19 protein-coding genes are annotated in these 18213 nt (G+C 64.9%); 6 read left to right on the top strand and 13 right to left on the bottom strand.

Annotated elements, in window-relative coordinates; all coding sequences use genetic code 11:
* Positions 1-42 precede the first annotated feature (42 nt).
* From G6N44_RS15035 to G6N44_RS29880, 3 genes are all read right to left on the bottom strand, one after another.
* Positions 43-666, bottom strand: a complete 624-nt coding sequence (locus tag G6N44_RS15035; RefSeq protein ID WP_163665256.1) for a TIGR03085 family metal-binding protein — start codon at positions 664-666, stop codon at positions 43-45.
* A 9-nt stretch (positions 667-675) separates the two neighbouring features.
* Positions 676-1242 carry a hypothetical protein gene (locus G6N44_RS15030; protein WP_163665254.1) on the bottom strand — a complete coding sequence of 189 codons (567 nt, stop codon included), beginning with the start codon at positions 1240-1242 and terminating at the stop codon, positions 676-678.
* 271 nt (positions 1243-1513) lie between these two features.
* The gene (locus G6N44_RS29880; protein ID WP_372508107.1) at positions 1514-1636 is read right to left on the bottom strand and encodes a hypothetical protein; all 123 of its coding nucleotides are present in this window, start codon (positions 1634-1636) and stop codon (positions 1514-1516) included.
* Between the two features lie 70 nt (positions 1637-1706).
* Between G6N44_RS29880 and G6N44_RS15020 the strand changes: the two genes are divergently transcribed.
* The gene (locus G6N44_RS15020; protein ID WP_163665252.1) at positions 1707-2486 is read left to right on the top strand and encodes a hypothetical protein; all 780 of its coding nucleotides are present in this window, start codon (positions 1707-1709) and stop codon (positions 2484-2486) included.
* On the opposite strand, the gene G6N44_RS15015 is transcribed toward G6N44_RS15020, so the two are convergent.
* Together G6N44_RS15015 and G6N44_RS15010 are read right to left on the bottom strand one after the other, a co-directional pair.
* Positions 2483-3805 (bottom strand): DUF445 domain-containing protein, encoded by a 1323-nt coding sequence (locus G6N44_RS15015; RefSeq protein ID WP_163665251.1) that lies wholly within the window; start codon positions 3803-3805, stop codon positions 2483-2485. The two genes, G6N44_RS15020 and G6N44_RS15015, sit on opposite strands and share 4 nt — an antisense overlap.
* 39 nt (positions 3806-3844) lie before the next feature.
* Positions 3845-4666, bottom strand: coding sequence for an Abi-alpha family protein (locus G6N44_RS15010; RefSeq protein WP_179964387.1), 822 nt, complete (start codon positions 4664-4666; stop codon positions 3845-3847).
* A gap of 292 nt (positions 4667-4958) precedes the next feature.
* Here G6N44_RS15010 and dnaK point away from each other — a divergent pair, with 292 nt between their 5' ends.
* The 4 genes from dnaK to G6N44_RS14990 are packed head-to-tail and all read left to right on the top strand — an operon-like array spanning position 4959 to position 9016.
* Positions 4959-6815: a molecular chaperone DnaK gene (gene dnaK / locus G6N44_RS15005; protein ID WP_163665248.1), complete on the top strand. Its 1857-nt coding sequence runs from the start codon at positions 4959-4961 to the stop codon at positions 6813-6815.
* On the top strand, positions 6812-7426 hold the full coding sequence (grpE, locus tag G6N44_RS15000; protein WP_163665246.1) for a nucleotide exchange factor GrpE: 615 nt from the start codon (positions 6812-6814) through the stop codon (positions 7424-7426). The genes dnaK and grpE overlap by 4 nt, the downstream gene beginning before the upstream one ends.
* A gap of 37 nt (positions 7427-7463) precedes the next feature.
* Positions 7464-8630, top strand: a complete 1167-nt coding sequence (gene dnaJ, locus G6N44_RS14995) for a molecular chaperone DnaJ (RefSeq protein WP_163665244.1) — start codon at positions 7464-7466, stop codon at positions 8628-8630.
* A complete protein-coding gene (locus tag G6N44_RS14990; protein WP_163665241.1) occupies positions 8627-9016 on the top strand; it encodes a heat shock protein transcriptional repressor HspR in 390 nt (129 codons plus the stop codon). The genes dnaJ and G6N44_RS14990 overlap by 4 nt, the downstream gene beginning before the upstream one ends.
* Before the next feature lie 21 nt (positions 9017-9037).
* Here G6N44_RS14990 and G6N44_RS14985 read toward each other — a convergent pair whose 3' ends face one another.
* From G6N44_RS14985 to G6N44_RS14945, 8 genes are all read right to left on the bottom strand, one after another.
* Positions 9038-9940: an aldose 1-epimerase gene (locus tag G6N44_RS14985; protein WP_163665239.1), complete on the bottom strand. Its 903-nt coding sequence runs from the start codon at positions 9938-9940 to the stop codon at positions 9038-9040.
* Positions 9940-11106, bottom strand: coding sequence for an FAD-binding oxidoreductase (locus G6N44_RS14980; protein WP_163665237.1), 1167 nt, complete (start codon positions 11104-11106; stop codon positions 9940-9942). The genes G6N44_RS14985 and G6N44_RS14980 overlap by 1 nt, the downstream gene beginning before the upstream one ends.
* A gap of 195 nt (positions 11107-11301) precedes the next feature.
* Positions 11302-12021, bottom strand: a complete 720-nt coding sequence (locus G6N44_RS14970; RefSeq protein ID WP_163665235.1) for an EspA/EspE family type VII secretion system effector — start codon at positions 12019-12021, stop codon at positions 11302-11304.
* A gap of 149 nt (positions 12022-12170) precedes the next feature.
* Positions 12171-12968: a DUF2510 domain-containing protein gene (locus tag G6N44_RS14965; protein WP_235682738.1), complete on the bottom strand. Its 798-nt coding sequence runs from the start codon at positions 12966-12968 to the stop codon at positions 12171-12173.
* A 25-nt stretch (positions 12969-12993) separates the two neighbouring features.
* A complete protein-coding gene (locus G6N44_RS14960) occupies positions 12994-13578 on the bottom strand; it encodes a hypothetical protein (protein ID WP_163665233.1) in 585 nt (194 codons plus the stop codon).
* Positions 13579-13678: 100 nt separating this feature from the next.
* Positions 13679-13996: an ESX-1 secretion-associated protein gene (locus G6N44_RS14955; protein ID WP_163665231.1), complete on the bottom strand. Its 318-nt coding sequence runs from the start codon at positions 13994-13996 to the stop codon at positions 13679-13681.
* A gap of 163 nt (positions 13997-14159) precedes the next feature.
* A complete protein-coding gene (locus tag G6N44_RS14950; RefSeq protein ID WP_163665229.1) occupies positions 14160-14783 on the bottom strand; it encodes a CYTH domain-containing protein in 624 nt (207 codons plus the stop codon).
* 37 nt (positions 14784-14820) lie between these two features.
* Positions 14821-15489: a GAP family protein gene (locus G6N44_RS14945; protein ID WP_163665227.1), complete on the bottom strand. Its 669-nt coding sequence runs from the start codon at positions 15487-15489 to the stop codon at positions 14821-14823.
* A 106-nt stretch (positions 15490-15595) separates the two neighbouring features.
* Here G6N44_RS14945 and clpB point away from each other — a divergent pair, with 106 nt between their 5' ends.
* Positions 15596-18142 (top strand): ATP-dependent chaperone ClpB, encoded by a 2547-nt coding sequence (clpB, locus tag G6N44_RS14940; protein ID WP_163665225.1) that lies wholly within the window; start codon positions 15596-15598, stop codon positions 18140-18142.
* Positions 18143-18213 lie beyond the last annotated feature (71 nt).

Raw genomic sequence — 18213 nt, 5'->3', positions numbered from 1 at the left:
CGCACGATCAAGAGCGAGTAAAGGTGCGGACCACCTGGTGTTTTACAGCCCGCGACGGGCGGCGCGCAGCGCGGCGACCGCGCCGTTGTCACCGGAGAACTCCACCCGGGCCGGCCCGCGGCCGGCGGCGAACAACAGCAATTCGCCCGGCTCGCCGGTCACCGTCACCTCCGGACCGGAGCCGACGGTGGCCAGCGCCTTGCCCGCCGGGGTGGTCAGCGCCACCCGGGCCGGCGATTTACCCATCGTCATCCGGGCCATCGCGCCGATTCCACGGGACAGTGCCGATACCGTCGCATCGTCGAGATCCCTTGGTTCCCAATCGGGTTGGGCCCGGCGTACATCCTCGTTGTGAATGAACATCTCGGCCACGTTGACCAGCGGATCCAGCAGCTTGAACGGGGAGTACAGGGGAGGCCCCGCGGCGATCTGATCGACGAGGTCGCCCCATTCGGTGCTTTCGGTGACCTGCTTCTGTACACGCTCGGTATAACCGGCGAGCGCAGGCACCAGGATGCCGGGGGCGGCATCGAGGCGACGCTCGCGCACCACCAGATGTGCGGCCAGGTCGCGGGCGGTCCAGCCCTCACACAGGGTGGGTGCATCGGGGCCCGCGGCACGCATGGACTCGACCAGGGCGGCACGTTCGCGCCGAGCAACAGTCATGCGCCAACTCTAGAAGGTTTTCACCCCTTCGACAGCGATGGTCATCCCGTGCCCGGTGCTGTCATTGCTGATCCGGGTGCCGTCCTCGCCGGCATCGATGGTCCAGCCCACCGCGCTGTACTTGCGATAGTCGAGGGTGACCACCGGGATATCGCCGAGGTTGCCCACGACCCACTTGATCTGGCCGTCCGGGGTGAGCCTGACGCCGGTCGCGTGCTCACCGTCGATCACCGGTGCGTTGGTGAAGTCCGATTCGCAGCCCACGTCCTGTTTGGACAGTTGGCAGCGCGTCCTGCCGGACTTGGTCTCGATGAAGACGTACCCGTTCTGGGGCTGAAGTTCGGTGGCGCCGGAGGGCACACGGGAGGTGCTGGGTGGAGTCGCGGCGGTGGTGCTCGGCGAGGGCGCCGGACTGGACCGGGTGGGCCGCGCGGTCGGGAAACTGGGCTCGGTCGGTGATTGCGGGCTGGTGGTCGGAGTGCCTTCGATGCTCGATTGACAGCCGGCCAGCAGGGCACCGACGGCGAGCAGGGCGCTCCCGAGTTGCCACGCCTTCACCGCGCCAAGGCTACGCATACCGCGTGGTCACGGCCAGCTATGACGCGCCGAACAATCCGGCGTAGCCGTCGGAGAGCGCACGTAGCTGGCCGGCGCCGTCACCGTGGAACGAGGCGCCGTGCATCAGGGCCAAGGTGGAGGGGTTCAGCTCGCCAGTTGGGTCAGGGTGGGAACCAGGTCGGTGGTCAGGCCCGTGGCGTGGAACAACGCTTCGGCGTCCAATACGGTTGCCACACAATCGAATTCGGTAAGAGCCGGGCACTGGCCGGTGTGGAACAGGAACGGCTCGTCACCGGTCAGCAGGAACTGGTTGAAGGTGAAGCCCGTGCTCGGTGATCCCGGGTATCCAGGTGGACAGCCGGTAGATGTCCGGGGCGATCTCGTCGACGCGGGTTTCCAGGTCGGAGGCCATGTGACCATGGTCCGCCCCGGGGAACCCGACGTCTTGGGATTTTCCCAGTTGCGTCCCTTACCGTCGTCGCGTGCTCGGCAAAGCCCTCGATGCGTTTCTGGACTCCCCGTTGTCCGGGATCGTGCCGTGGGCGTTGATGGCGATCCTGGCCGGGCCGGGCCGCTACGAGATCGCCGTGTGGGGTGCGCTCGGTTTCTCATTGCTGGTGTTGGTCCTGGACCGGCTTCGCCATATTCCGGTGCACGTGCTGGAAATGCTCGGGGTGGTCTTTTTCGTGGTGCTGGCCGCCGTCGGCCTGGTTGCCTCCCGAGATCAGAAGACGTGGCTGGAAATGTGGTCGGGGGAGATCACGAATGCCTCGTTGGCGATTTTCGCACTGGTCAGCCTGATGATCGGCCGGCCGTATACGACGGCGTATGCGCGCGACGTCACCCCGCCGGACCATTGGGACACGCCGCTGTTCAAGCGCATCAACATGGTCGTGGCCGCGGTGTGGGCGGCTGGGTTCGGCTTCTCGGCGTCGGTCGGTTTCCTGGGGGACGTGCTCTACGGCAGCACCGACAATTTCTGGACCGGCTGGATTCTGCAGCTGGGCGCGCTGTTCTTCGCGGTGGCCGTCACCGAGTTCTATCCCGAGTACGCCCGCGCCAAGGATGCGGCGCATGCGCTGCATCCGGCGCCGTCATGGTGGCGGGTGTTCGAGTGGCTGCCACCGTTCGTGCTGGCCACCGGCGTCGCAGGCTGGCTACTGGCCGCGGTCAGCAGTGGGGTGGCGGCTGACCTGGTGGTGGTCGGCGCGTTCGGCACGGCCCTGTTGCGACGGCGCGAGCTGCGGGCCCCGGCCGGCTAGTGGTGCAGCACCGTCCGCATGAGCTCCGGCAGTGCCGAGGACGCAGCGGGGTCGTTGCCGAAGTGCTCGATGACCTGCACCTGAATCTCGCCGACGAGGCCGCCGAGAACGGCACCGACCGCGATCATGGTCGGCTCGTCGTCCTTGAACACCGGGCGCAGGATCGACTCGTATTCCTCGTTGGTGAGCTGACCCATCTTGTCGATGATGGTCTGCTCCAGGTCGAGGGCGCCCATGGCGTAGTCCTGTGCGTCGACCAAGGTGGTGGGGAGCCGTTCGAGCACCATCTGCACCAGGTTGTCCTTGAATGCGTTGTAGCGCTGGGTGCCGACGGCGAACTTGACCAGGGGGGTCGCGATGCCGGTCTGGGCGTCGATGGCCCCTTCGACCTCCTTGCCGATGAGCGAGAACAATTTGTCGGCACCCGGTCCGCGTAGCACACCGTCGAACAGGATCGCGGGGGAAAACAGGTCCTCGGACAGGATCCGCGCGTAGTCCTTGGTGATGGTGTCGCGCTGCGCGTGCAGCAACCCCTGGAACGGGATGAAACCGAGGTACTTGGTCGGCTGCACGGGCCGGAACAACATGTTGAGCGCGATGTAGTCGCTGATGAGGCCGACGCCGAAGCCGAAGGCCGGCATGATCCACGGATTCTGGAACAACGCCCATGCGACCACCTGGACCAGGCCGATGACGAGGCCGAAGTAGATGCCGCTGCGACGGACGAAGGCCATCGCGTTGTCGCCGAGCCCGCGCATCAGCTTGTTGAGCTTGTCCTTGTTGCGGACCAGCGTGGTGACCGCCAGATACTGGATATCGACGAACCGGTTGAGGTCCGACCGCATCTCGTTGAGCATCTTCTCGACGATCTTGGGCGTCTGGTCGTGGACGCGCGACATGATCGCGTTACGGGCGGCATCGGGCAGCGAATCCCACAGTCCGGGTCGGATCTGCTCGGCGATGTCGCGGGAGATCTCGTCGACGGCCTGGGTGAGTGGCTCCCGCAGCGCGTCGACGGCTTCTCTGGCGTCGACCTTCTCCAGCAGCTCTTCGGGTTTCAGCAGGTTCTGGGTGAGAAGCTCGATGGTCTTGGACCCCACCTTGCCCGCGCGGCGGGGCACGATGCCCTGCCAACCGAACGGGCCGATGCCCTTGAACTCCATCGGCCGGTACAGCATTTCGAGCGCCACGATCTTGGTGCTCCAGCCCACGAAAGCCGCAACGAACGGCATGGACAGGTAGATCAGCCAGTTGACGCCGAAATCGGCCTTGATCTCCTGCCACGTCTGGACCGCGAGAATCGTCTCGCTGGTGCTCATGCGCGATCCGCCTGCGGCTTCTCGCTGGCGCTCATGCGGTCATGAACCGTCCCGTAGCACCGCGGACTCCCACAGGCCCCGCCCCAGACTCGACAGCGACAGGGTCAGCTTCTCCACCCGTGCGACCAGCGGCCCGCGGGATCCGCTCTTGATCGCCTGCAACACCATCGGCTCAGCGAGGAGCACTTCGTACTCGGCCTTCTGGGCGGGGTCCTCGGGACCGGTCTCGACCAGACCCAGCGACAGCAGATGACCGACGTACTGCGGGACCATGCCGGGCAGCGCCACATTGGCGGTGCGGCCGATCAGACAGGCATGCTCCAAAACCGCTTGACCGGGGGTGCGTGATCGGGTCCAGGAGTGGACGTTGACCAGCGGCGAAGCATCTCCTTCGGAGAGCGCACCGATGATCCGGGCTTCGTCGGCTACCAGTTGGTCGAGCAGGCGGTGGTACAGCTCCACCTGACTGCCCGCGGTGCTCTGATCCAGGGCCCGGTCCAGTAGGCGGTCCATCTTGGTGTTCAGTGACTCGGCCGTCGGCTCTTCTGGTGTGGCGATTGTCATCGGTCGGGGCGTCGCCGCGTCGATGGCCTCCAGCCGGTTCTTCACCAGCGTGGCCAACTGCTCTTCGCCCCAGGCGGCCAGCTTCATGCTGGTCTTCGCGGCGTCGACGGCACGGTCTGCGATACCGAACGGGTCGAACCGCTTCGGCACGAGCGGGCGGGGGTTGCGCGGGGTGCGGATGGCAATGGCGATATCGCCGACCGGGGTGGCCCACCTGAAACTCCGGCGCTGGTAGCCGTGCTTGGCAGGCCTCTCCTCGGGCACGTTCGCGCCGGTCCTGGACATCTCGTCTGCCATCGCCGATCGATCCCCCCTCAGTTGGCTGCTTGCGTTCCTGCACGGTCGAGCCGACCGGCGGCATCTGATTATGGGGCACGGTACCCGGTACGTGCGGTACCGAGTCCGGGGTGAGGGCGCCCTTTCAAAGAAGTCGCTGGCTCCGGGAACAAAACCGCAGAAACCCCCGTTGACCACATCGACAGCAAGTTGAGTGATAGTGACTCAAGTCTGGGTTGACAATCTATGCTCTCCCAGAGCAAGCTTGAGCGCAGTCCGCTCAGACCCCTATATCTCTACAGGAGGCAACACCATGGCTCGTGCGGTCGGTATCGACCTCGGGACCACCAACTCATGCGTGGCGGTCCTGGAAGGCGGCGACCCCGTCGTCGTCGCAAACTCTGAAGGCTCCCGGACCACCCCGTCCGTCGTCGCATTCGCGCGTAACGGCGAGGTACTGGTCGGTCAGCCTGCGAAGAACCAGGCGGTAACCAACGTCGACCGGACCATCCGTTCGGTCAAGCGTCACATGGGTACCGATTGGACCGTCGAGATCGACGGCAAGAACTACACGGCGCAGGAGATCAGCGCGCGCACGCTGCAGAAGCTGAAGCGCGACGCGGAGGCCTACCTCGGTGAGGACATCACCGACGCGGTCATCACCGTGCCGGCCTACTTCAACGACGCTCAGCGTCAGGCCACCAAGGAAGCCGGGCAGATCGCCGGCATGAACGTGCTGCGCATCGTCAACGAGCCCACTGCGGCCGCCCTGGCCTACGGACTGGACAAGGGCAGCAAGGAACAGACCATCCTGGTCTTCGACCTCGGTGGCGGCACGTTCGACGTTTCGCTGCTGGAGATCGGCGACGGTGTCGTCGAGGTGCGTGCCACCTCCGGTGACAACCACCTCGGTGGCGACGACTGGGATGACCGGATCGTCGAGTGGCTGGTCGACAAGTTCAAGGCCACCAGTGGCATTGACCTGACCAAGGACAAGATGGCAATGCAGCGGCTGCGTGAAGCGGCCGAGAAGGCAAAAATCGAACTCAGCTCCTCGCAGAGCACCTCGATCAACCTGCCCTACATCACCGTCGACGCCGACAAGAACCCGCTGTTCCTCGACGAGCAGTTGACCCGCGCCGAGTTCCAGAAGATCACTCAGGATCTGCTGGACCGCACCCGTTCGCCGTTCCAGTCGGTGATCAAGGATGCCGGCATCTCGGTCGGCGAAATCGATCACGTGGTGCTGGTGGGTGGTTCCACCCGTATGCCCGCCGTGACCGACCTGGTCAAGGAAATGACCGGCGGCAAGGAGCCCAACAAGGGCGTCAACCCGGACGAGGTTGTCGCAGTGGGCGCCGCGCTGCAGGCCGGTGTGCTCAAGGGTGAGGTGAAAGACGTTCTGCTGCTTGACGTCACCCCGCTGTCCCTCGGTATCGAAACCAAGGGCGGCGTGATGACCAAGCTGATCGAGCGCAACACCACCATCCCGACCAAGCGGTCGGAGACCTTCACCACCGCCGACGACAACCAGCCGTCGGTGCAGATCCAGGTCTTCCAGGGTGAGCGCGAAATCGCTTCGCACAACAAGCTGCTCGGCTCCTTCGAGCTGACCGGTATCCCGCCGGCCCCCCGCGGCGTGCCGCAGATCGAGGTCACCTTCGACATCGACGCCAACGGCATCGTGCACGTCACCGCCAAGGACAAGGGCACCGGCAAGGAAAACACGATCAAGATCCAGGAAGGCTCCGGCCTGTCCAAGGAAGAGATCGACCGGATGATCAAGGACGCCGAGGCGCACGCCGACGAGGACAAGAAGCGTCGCGAAGAGGCCGATGTCCGCAACCAGGCCGAGTCGCTGGTCTACCAGACGGAGAAGTTCGTCAAGGAACAGCGTGAGGCCGAAGGCGGGTCGAAGGTTCCCGAAGACACCTTGACCAAGGTCGACGGTGCCATCGCCGAGGCCAAGTCGGCGCTGGAAGGTACCGACATCTCCGCGATCAAGGACGCCATGGAGAAGCTCGGCGTCGAGTCCCAGGGTCTGGGTCAGGCGATCTACGAGGCCACTCAGGCCGAGCAGGCCGCCGGTGGAGACGGTGCGTCCGCGAGCGCTGCCGACGACAACGTGGTGGACGCCGAGGTTGTCGACGACGACCAGGAGACCAAGTGACCGAGAACGATTCGCACGAGCCGGTGACCATCACCGACAAACGGCGCATCGATCCCGACACCGGTGAGGTTCGTGAGCAGGCGCCGGCCCCTGGTGGGCCGGCGCCCGCCGCCCCCGCAACGGGGGAGTCTGGGAGCGATAGCGACGAGGTCGCCGAGCTCAAGGCAACGCTGCAACGCGTGAAGGCCGAATACGACAACTACCGCAAGCGGTCACTGCGCGATCAGCAGGTCACCGCCGACCGGGCCAAGGCCAACGTCATCACCCAGTTGCTGGGTATCCTCGACGATCTGGACCGGGCCCGCAGCCACGGCGACCTGGAATCCGGGCCGCTCAAGTCCGTTGCCGACAAGCTCGTCGGTGCTCTTGAGGGACAGGGCCTTTCCGGGTTCGGCGCGGAGGGTGACGAGTTCGATCCGTCACTGCACGAAGCCGTGCAGCACGAGGGCGAGGGTACCCACCCTGTGGTGGGGACCGTGATGCGCCGGGGTTACCGGATCGGTGATCAGGTGGTCAGGCACGCCATGGTCGGCGTGGTCGACACCGTGCCGCCGGCGGAAGCGGAAAATGCTGACGCCGCAGGCGATCAGACCGCAGAATCAGACAATTAGTCCAACCAACTAGAGAGAAGAGGTTAGGAGGTGGCGCATGGCCCAACGTGAGTGGGTCGAGAAGGACTTCTATAAGGAACTCGGCGTCTCCTCTGACGCCAGCGCCGACGAGATCAAGAAGGCCTACCGGAAACTGGCCTCTGAACTGCATCCCGACCGCAATCCCGACGCGGGAGCGGCCGAGCGGTTCAAGGCGGTTTCCGAGGCCAACAGTGTTCTGTCGGACCCCGCGAAGCGCAAGGAGTATGACGAGACCCGTCGGTTGTTCGCCGGCGGTGGTCGTCGGTTCAACCCGGGCGGGAACTTCAGTGGCGGATTCGGTTCCGATGGAGCCGAATTCAATCTGGGGGACCTGTTCGACGCCGCCGGCCAGAGCGGCGGCGCCAACATCGGTGACCTCTTCGGTGGGCTGTTCGGGCGCGGTGCGCAACCACGCCCGAGCAGGCCCCGCCGGGGCAACGATCTGGAAACCGAAACCGAGCTGTCCTTCTTGGAAGCCACCAAGGGCGTGGCCATGCCGCTGCGGTTGACCAGCCCGGCGCCGTGCACCAACTGCCACGGCAGCGGTGCGCGACCGGGCACCAGCCCCAAGGTATGTCCGAACTGCAACGGCTCCGGTGTGGTCAACCGCAACCAGGGGGCGTTCGGGTTCTCCGAACCCTGCACCGAATGCCGGGGCAGCGGTTCGATCATCGAGCACCCGTGTGCTGAGTGTCAGGGCACCGGCGTCACCACCCGGACCCGCACGATCAATGTGCGGATCCCGCCGGGTGTCGAGGATGGTCAGCGAATTCGGCTGGCCGGCCAGGGTGAGGCCGGGCTGCGGGGTGCGCCCTCGGGCGATCTCTACGTCACCGTGCACGTGCGTCCCGACAAGGTGTTCGGGCGTGACGGCGACGACCTGACCGTCAGCGTTCCGGTGAGCTTTCATGAATTAGCTTTGGGGACAACGCTTTCCGTTCCCACACTGGAGGGCAAGGTCGGTGTGCGGGTGCCCAAGGGCACCTCCGACGGCCGAATCCTGCGGGTGCGCGGGCGCGGGGTACCCAAACGCGCAGGCGGCCACGGTGACCTGTTGGTCACAGTGAAGGTCGCAGTGCCGCCGAACCTGGAAGGTGAAGCGGCAGAGGCGCTCGAGGCATATGCGAAAGCCGAACGGGCCGGCGGTTTCGATCCGCGGGCCGGCTGGGCAGGCAACATATGAGTCAGCGCAAAGAGGAAGCCCGCACGTTCTTGATCTCGGTGGCCGCCGAGCTGGCCGGTATGCACGCGCAGACCCTGCGCACATACGACCGGCTCGGCCTGGTCAGCCCGCAGCGCAGTTCCGGAGGCGGCCGCCGGTACTCTGAGCGTGACGTCGACCTGCTCCGTGAGGTGCAGCGGCTGTCGCAGGACGAGGGCGTCAACCTGGCCGGCATCAAGCGCATCATCGAACTCACCAATCAGGTGGATGCACTGCGCGCCCGGGTATCCGAGTTGACCCACCAGGTCGAACAACTCAGTACCAACCAGCGTCATGAGGTGGCGGTGGCGTCCAAGGCGGTTGTTCTGTGGCAGCCCGGAGCCGCTCGGCGGCGACATCGGCCGTAGCCAGCCGCACCGAGGTGGGCGTTAGCCGATTCTGATCGAAAAGGTGGCCGTCTCCGGACTTCCGGGGGCGGCCATTTTGTATTTTCCGCGGCGTAATGCGTCGGTGGGTGCGGCCATTGGCTCGATCCCCACCACGCTGTCACTCCGTGGGGCGAAGAGTTGGGCTGCACCATAGCCCCGGTCGAAAGTGACCTCCACCCGCGCCGCCCCGCCGGTCAGCGCGAACACCGCACCCTCGGCGACGTCGTCGAATCCGTCGTCCAGCTCGGTGCTACCTAGACGCCTCACCCCCGCCTGCCACGGTTGGGTTTCGCCGGTGGGCAGGCCCCGGTCGTCGACGCGCAGATGCCGCATGGCGGGGGTCTGCAATTGCCAATCCTCGCGTGGCACTGCGGGAATCGTCACGTACGGGTGGTAGCCGTAGCACAGCGGGACGTGTTTCTGGGCGGTCGATGTCACGGTGGTGGCCACCGTGAGGGTCCTGTCGGCGAGCGCCACTGCCATCGTGAGGCGGTGGGGAAACGGGAACGTTGCCAGCAGTCGTGGATCGATACCCCAGTCCAGCTCCGCTGTCAGCACGTTCCCGGATTCCTCGGTCACCTGCCAGTCCGGGTTGGCGGCGAGCACGCCGTGGATCGGTGCCCCGTGCGCATCGCCACGCACACCGTTCACCCCGGGGGTCACGTCCACCACGGCGTCGTCGACCCGGTATTCGTTGGCACTCAATCGGTTTGCCCACGGATAGAGGATCGGGATGCCCATCGTCTTGCCGTCGGCGATATAGGCTTGCAGCCCGCGTCGTTGGCCCAGGTACTCGTCCATGCCGTCGGCCAACGACGTGCAGATCATCCCCGCGGCCGGAACATAGGTGGCCGTCAGCGACGACGACGGATCCTGCAGGGTCACCGCGCGGATGTCGGCCATCAGCGCGTCAACGGGTCGTGCTGGATGCGGTCGGCCGGCGCGCCTCGCTCGACCAGAGCGGACTTGGTGGCGGTGACCATGTCCGGTCCGCCGCACACCAGGATCTGCCGATCGCCCCAATTGCCGAATTTCGTCACCACCTCCGCCAGAGTGCCGGTCTGGCGCACATGGAGCCCGCGCGGCGGTCGGACGTCGGGATACTGGCCGGCCCACGGGGGATCGGTGCTGTACTCCGACACCGGGGTCACCGACAGCCACGGGTTCGTCGAGGCGATGTGCCACAGCGTTTTCAGGTCATACAGCTCGCACGGATAGCGGCCACCGAAGAACAGGTGCACGCGCGGATTCTCGCCGTGCAACGTCATGTCCATGATGATGTTGCGCAGCGGGGCCAGGCCCGTACTGCCCGCCACCATCAGGACATCTTCGCCGTCGCGATCGACATGCAACCCCCCGTGCGGGCTGGACAGCCGCCAGCGGTCCCCGATCTTGGTCTCGGCGACGATGGCTGTGCTCACCATGCCGCCGGGAACCGACCGGACGTGGAACTCGATGCCCCCCGAACGATCGGAGGGGATGGCCGGGCTCAGGTAGCGCCACCGGCGCGGCCACTGTGGAACCTGGACGGTGACGTACTGGCCGGGGTGATAGAACAGCGGCTCGTCGAGTTGCAGCCGGATCACCGAGACGTCGCGGGTGACCCGGTGGTGCTCGATGACGGTGCCGTCGCGGTAGGCCGGAGATTCCTCGGCGTCGGCCGCGCCGCGCATCACCCCGATGATCAGGGCCACGGCATCGCGGGTGGCCTCGGCCAGGCGGTCGTCCCATTCGGAGTCGAGGTGGTCATGCAGCGCGTTGTACAGCGCACCCTGCATGGAGTCGTAATGCCCCTGCGTCACACCGTATTTGCGGTGGTCCCTGCCGAGCTGGGCCAAAAACGCCACCGGCTCGTCGGCGCGTTGGGCGATCAACTCTCCGAACAACCAGGTCAGGGCGCGCGCGAACACATCGCGCTGGTGGTCCATGTCGGGGGGAAACAGATCGCGGGCCGAGAGGTCGGTGGCGAACCACCGGGTGTAGAAATCGCGGATCAGGGGCGCTGAGCCCTGCTCGGGGTCGACGGCGTTCTGCAGCGTCTGCAGCGCGTCACGGTCATCGAGTCCCACGGAGTCGCATCATAGGCGCGGTACGCGCGGGCCGCCGCAAAGCGGCGCTGATCTCCAACATCAGTCCGACGATTGCCCAGCAACTGAGCACGATGATCGCAGTGTCGAACCTGGTCGGTACCGCGATGCTGCGCTATGTGATGGCGGTCCCGCCGACGGCGGAACCGGGTTGGCTGATGCTGTAGGGCTCGGTTCCTACTTGCCGAACGTCGCGCTTGCCGCCACCTTGGTGTATTGCCCGATGACCTTCCCGACCTCGACCGCGTTCGCTGCTGCGTTGGTGGACATCATCGACATCTGTCCGGCAGCAAGAGGTACTGAGCCGGCGACAGCTCCGACCTCAATTGCCAATGCGACGGCAGGACCTTGCGGACCGGAGACCTTCGCAATCATGGCCGGCAGGATCGCATAGCCGAGGACAGTCGCGCATGTGCCGAGGAACGAGCGCGTCTGATCGACTTGACTCGCCTGCTTACTCACGATTGCTTCCAAGGCCTTGTCGGCTTCCGCAAGCGAGCGCGCGAGGTCTTGCTGTTTGGCGTCTTGGCCGGTGTAGGCCTGCGAGGCCTCGCCTTGCCACCCCGATGTCGGCTTCGCCGATTCCAGGGTGTCATGGACGTGGCCTAACTGTTCTGCGCCCTGCCCGAACCTGTCGCCAGTATCCGGATTGCCGACTCCGCAAGTGAGAGTCATACCTTGGATGCCCAACAGGCCGACGTTGATAATGGGAGTTGCGAAGGACTTACCGAGGAACATCTGCACGATGCCAATCGCGTCGGAACCCAGTCCCAGCTTGTCCCCGGCTTCGTCATGAGATTTCGTGGACCACAGAGTGTTGGCATCCCCGAGATCGCTCAACGCGTCGCTCTTGCCGAGAGTCTTGCTGACCTTCTCCGCGGCATCCCAAAAGCTCATTCTTGTCTGGTCCTTCCTTCGCTGGGGCGAGCCTAACAGCACGCCAACATGTTGCTATGCGCCAATTTTGGGTGTTCAAAACACGGCTTTGGTGTTCTCTGGGGCAACCCTGAATGCGCTGACGGCTGGTGTCTAGGCTGACGGCACACTCATCGGGCCCACCGCGAGAACGGCGCTAGCGAATCGAGATGGTCATACAGAAAGTGTGCAAAAGTGGTGGCCAGCAGCAGCGTAGGCATTGGTGGGGACGTGGGATGCGCACAGTCGAGCCGGTAATCGAAGGTCGCGTACATGAACATGGCTTCGAGCTTGGATTGGTTCCGTTGACTATGTACCCGTCCGATCTCTGTACTGGTGTCGTAAATCGGTTCGTCGAGTTCCAACTTGGTGAACTTGGGGATATAGGAACGTATTTTGGTGGCGCCTAGCGATTGGTCCTGATACTCGAGCTCGAACGAAATTTTTGGGGTTCGGAAGAATTGCCAATACGAGCTGGTCTGCCGAAGGCAACCGAGTTCACGGCCGTCGGGGTCGCGAACGTGCAGACCATGTTTGCCATGACCCCGGAATCCAACGGATCGGATGAACTGCAGCAGTTGTGTTCCATCGGGCCGAACGACCTCGAATACGAGTTCGCTGATTGCCTCAGCCCCCAGGGGGGGTGCTTTCAGTAGTTGGATCAACGCGAGTAGTTGCCCACGCGGGTTTGTAATCGAGCAACGGATATCGGAGCCCGCTCCACCGTGGATTGGTTGGAGGAACAGAGTGGGCTCCCCGAACGGGTACCCGCCTGAAGTCAGCGGCGGGGCAGGGACCTTGGCCGCGGTCGGCGGTTGCATCGGCGGACCAGATGCCACGTGGGCTGTCCACTGCCTGCCGTCGAAGTACCGGATCTGCTGAGTGTTCCAAGGGTCGGTAAACCATCCCGCCTGCGGCGGTGGTGGCACGGTTTCGTTGATGGTCGCCCCTCGGTCAGTCTTCGCGCTCGGCGTGACGTGCGATGAGCGCGAGGTCGGCCTCGTGGGCCTGTTCCGGTGTGGCGAACGGCATGTTGGTCTCCACGAATTCCCGCGCGTCGCGGAGATCCATGCCCTGCTCGACGAGCATGTTCACCACACCGACGTGCACGACAGCTGTTGCTTTCGTGGCTGCCACTCCTGCCACGAACCGGATCTCTTCGGCCAGTTGCGATTCGGTCAAGGTGGTCACCTTGGGATCCAGATCGACGTGGGCGACCGAACCTCCGAGGTAGGCCGTCACGGAGACGGTGCCGGGCGGGTTGATCGCCTCGACCACGGGGACCTGGTCCTCGTCCGTGGCAGCTTCGTCCGAGTCGACCGCGCCGAAACCATCGTCCTCGTCTTCCTCGACGTGGGTATCGGTGAAATCGTCGACACCATCGAGGCTTGTTCCGTGGTCAATGCCGCCGTCGAAGTAAGCCGGAAGAGCGTCGAGTCCCGACGCGTCATCGCCGAGTTGGGGTGTGTCGAAGTCGAGCGCGTCCAAACCTGTGTCTTCGGAGTGGAAAAACTCATCGTCTGGATCTTGTGTGGTCACGTATCTGCAGTCCCGATTCTGGTCGACGGCCGGAGCGAGCCGAGACAAGTGGCTTCGATCCGTACGTTACCGCCGACGAAGTTGCCGACCGGAAGTGGTCTCAGCGTGGATGCATCTCTTTACCGAGTTTGCCGGCCCCTTGTGCGTCGGACTGGTCGTAACGTGACGCGGCCATTCCCAGCCTGCTTGACAGACTGGTCGACACCGAGTTCAAACCAGCGCAGGCAGCAGCGCGTGCTGCCTCTGCCGCTGCGACGGCAATGTTGGATGTTGAGCAGACGACGCCGTGATTTACCGCCATTGATGTACTGACACCATGCGACGCTGAGGCCGCCGCGAGAATCTGCTCCGCGGCGCTAGCCTGCATTTTCGCAAGTTCGAGCACGTGTGAGGTAATCACGCGCAGTTCGCCGGACATGTCGATCTCCTCGTGTAGGGGTAGCGGGCGCCGTCCGTTGTCGCCTCGTCCTGTCTGTTGGTGAGCTTAACGGCCGGCGAAGGCTCCTCTGCGCACCAATTTCACTTCCAACGCGGCTCGCTAGTCCTTCGACCAACTACGCGATATCACAGGGCCGCGGCCCTCAGCTACCTTCAAACTGATTCTGGCCCAAGGTATCCACAAAGCTGGGTCCACGGCGTTCGAGTTCACCTAGATACTCGTCGGACCAGGTGCCGAATGGCTGGTGTGCCAGATACTCATTGCGGAACCGGTCGTCCTCGGAAACCTCCGAAACGCAGAATGACGGAATTGCCAGATCGACGACCGGTCCGCCGCGCTCGACTTCGGAGAGCAGCAGGGGTGCGTTTCGGCCGAGGAATTGGTCGATGATCCAGCCGTCCTCGCCGAGCCACATCGAATAGCGAACCTTGGCGACCACGAATTCGGACCGGCGCACGATCTGCGCCGCGATCAGTGGGTCGAGTTCGCGTTCGGCTTCATAGCGGGTGCCCCCGACGGCGGGACCTTTGGCGGTCATGGTCCCGATCGATTCATCGCCCAACGCCTCGGCAAGTTCGGCGGGAGCGGCGCCCAATTCTGCGGGGGCGGGCCCCTGAACGCGGACGCGGACGGCATATCCGTCGGACGCGAAAAGGTAGGCCTGGACGATCAGCGCTGGTGCGGGATCCGATGCTGCCACTGCGGGCAATTCGCGGACAAAGAACTTCCGCTCGAATTCGAAATCACCGAAACCGGATTCGGACATGGGCACACCGTAGCCCGACCCGCGCCGAATGCGACGTCTATAACGCGTGAATTCCCTTGTAGAGCACGAGTAGGCCGATCACGACGAGAATCACCGCAATCAATACGGCATGCTGACGTTCCATCCAGTCTTTGAGTCGGGTCAGCGCGGGGTCCAGGCGAGCACCGGACACCGCATACGCGAGGATCGGCAGGGCCACCGTCGATCCGGCCGCCAGCACGTAGTAGAGCCCTGCCGCCCACACCCCGGGCTGGCCGAGGCCGGCGCTGCCGATTGCCAATCCCGCTGCTGCGCAGATGAACAGCACCTTGGGGTTCACCACGGTGAGCGCCAGGCCCGCAGCTCCGGCCTTGACGGGGGTGAGCTTGCTGAGGCCGGTCATCCAGCCGGGCATGTGCTCCGATTTTTCCCGGGTGAGGAATCGGTAGGCACCGAAGACGATGAGGGCGACACCCACCACGATGCGTAACCACGAGGCCCACGTCGGGGCTGCGTTGAGCCCGCCGAGCATGCTGGAGACGCCGACGAAGATCGTGGTCAGTGCGGCCAGGCCGACGAGCCATCCGGTGAGGAAGGCAAGGCCGGTCGGGCGCGGGTGGCGTGTGTGCAGCACCAGCACCGCCGGGATGATGGACAGCGGCGACAGGGCCACCACCATGGCCAGGGGGATGAGTTCGGCCAGCACCGAACCCCAGCTTTGCGTCATGGTCGCCTCTCGATCCGAAAATTTCTAAAGTTGAGCGGAACAGACTCAACATTGACTACGTTGTAGATCACGACAAGCATTTTCTCTACACGAAAAGGGAGGTGTCGTGGACTCGTTCAACCCGACGACCAAGACTCAGGCGGCGCTGACCTCAGCGTTGCAGGCGGCCAGTTCCGCAGGCAACCCGGAGATCCGGCCCGCACACCTGTTGATGGCGCTGCTCACCCAGAACGAGGGTATCGCCGTACCGCTGCTGGAGGCCGTCGGCGTCGACCCCGCGAGCATTCGCGCCGAGGCGCAACGGCTGGTCGACCAGCTGCCCAGCGCCAGCGGCGCCAGCAGCCAACCCCAGCTCAGCCGGGAATCGCTCGCTGCGATCACCACGGCCCAGCACTTGGCCACCGAGATGGACGACGAGTACGTGTCGACCGAACACCTCATGGTCGGTCTGGCCACCGGCGATTCCGAGGCCGCCAAGCTGTTGACCGGGCACGGCGCCTCGCCGGAGGCGCTGCGTGAGGCGTTCACCAAGGTGCGCGGCAGCGCCCGCGTCACCAGCGCGGACCCCGAAGGCACCTATCAGGCGCTGGAGAAGTACTCCACCGACCTGACCGCCGCCGCCCGCGAGGGCAAGCTGGACCCGGTCATCGGGCGCGACAACGAAATTCGTCGCGTTGTACAGGTGCTGAGCCGTCGTACCAAGAACAACCCCGTGCTCATCGGTGAGCCCGGCGTCGGCAAGACCGCGATCGTCGAGGGGCTGGCCCAGCGCATCGTGGCCGGCGACGTGCCGGAAAGCCTGCGGGACAAGACCGTCGTCTCCTTGGACCTCGGGTCCATGGTGGCCGGTGCCAAGTACCGCGGTGAGTTCGAGGAGCGCCTCAAGGCTGTGCTCGATGACATCAAAGAGTCTGCCGGACAGGTCATCACGTTCATCGACGAGCTGCACACCATCGTCGGCGCCGGTGCCACCGGTGAATCCGCGATGGACGCCGGCAACATGATCAAGCCCATGCTGGCCCGCGGTGAGCTGCGGCTGGTCGGCGCGACCACGCTCGACGAGTACCGCAAGTACATCGAGAAGGACGCCGCCCTGGAGCGTCGCTTCCAGCAGGTGCTGGTCGGTGAGCCGTCCGTCGAGGACACCGTCGGGATCCTGCGCGGCCTCAAGGACCGCTACGAGGTGCACCATGGTGTGCGTATCACCGACTCCGCGCTGGTCGCGGCGGCCACGCTGAGTGACCGCTACATCACCTCGCGGTTCCTGCCGGACAAGGCCATCGACCTGGTCGATGAGGCCGGATCCCGGCTGCGCATGGAGATCGACTCCCGGCCCGTCGAGATCGACGAGGTCGAGCGGCTGGTCCGTCGCCTCGAGATCGAGGAGATGGCGCTGGAGAAGGAGGAGGACGACGCCTCCAAGGAACGCCTGGAGAAGTTGCGCGGCGAGCTGGCTGACTACAAAGAGAAGTTGGCGGAGCTGACGACCAGATGGCAGAACGAGAAGGGCGCCATCGACGTCGTCCGCGAGCTCAAGGAGCAACTGGACGGCCTGCGTGGTGAAGCCGACCGGGCCGAGCGCGACGGCGACCTGGCCAAGGCCTCCGAGCTGCGTTACGGGCGTATCCCCGAGGTCGAGAAGAAGCTCGACGCCGCACTGCCGGTAGCCGAGGCCCGCGAGAATGTCATGCTCAAGGAAGAGGTCGGTCCCGACGACATCGCCGATGTGGTCGAGGCGTGGACCGGTATTCCGGCCGGCCGCATGCTCGAAGGCGAGAGCGCCAAGCTGCTCCGCATGGAGCAGGAGCTGGGTAAGCGCGTCATCGGCCAGAAGGCGGCGGTGACCGCGGTGTCGGACGCGGTGCGCCGCACCCGCGCCGGGGTGGCCGACCCCAACCGGCCGACGGGTTCGTTCATGTTCCTGGGCCCGACCGGTGTCGGTAAGACCGAGCTGGCAAAAGCGTTGGCGGAGTTCCTCTTCGACGATGAACGCGCCATGGTCCGCATCGACATGAGCGAGTACGGCGAGAAGCACTCGGTGGCTCGGCTGGTCGGTGCGCCTCCCGGCTACATCGGGTACGACCAGGGTGGTCAGCTGACCGAGGCGGTGCGGCGGCGTCCGTACACGGTGGTGCTGTTCGATGAGATCGAGAAGGCTCACCCGGACGTGTTCGACGTGCTGCTGCAGGTGCTCGACGAGGGCCGGTTGACCGACGGCCAGGGCCGCACGGTCGACTTCCGCAACACGATCCTGATCCTGACCTCCAACCTGGGTGCCGGTGGCACCGAGGAGCAGGTGATGGCGGCGGTGCGGGCGGCGTTCAAGCCGGAGTTCATCAACCGGCTCGACGACGTGATCCTGTTCGACGCGCTCGATCCGGAGCAACTCGTCTCGATCGTCGACATCCAGCTGCAACAGCTGCAGAAGCGGCTGGCGCAGCGCCGGCTCACCCTCGAGGTGTCGCTGGAGGCCAAGGCGTGGTTGGCCGAGCGTGGGTTCGACCCGCTCTACGGTGCCCGCCCGCTGCGCCGCCTGGTGCAGCAGGCCATCGGCGACCAGTTGGCCAAGATGCTGTTGGCCGGTGAGGTGCACGACGGTGACGTGGTCCCCGTCAACGTCACCCCCGACGGCGAAGGCCTGGTCCTGGGTTGATCTAGATCCACCACATGACGCGAATACCCCCAATTTCCACGGAAGTTGGGGGTATTCGCATCTGCTCGCGT

Origin of the sequence: Mycolicibacterium alvei, assembly GCF_010727325.1 — a bacterium.
Lineage (GTDB): Bacteria > Actinomycetota > Actinomycetes > Mycobacteriales > Mycobacteriaceae > Mycobacterium > Mycobacterium alvei.
Note: the sequence above shows the minus strand (reverse complement) of the source record. Positions and strands in the feature narration are given on the sequence as shown.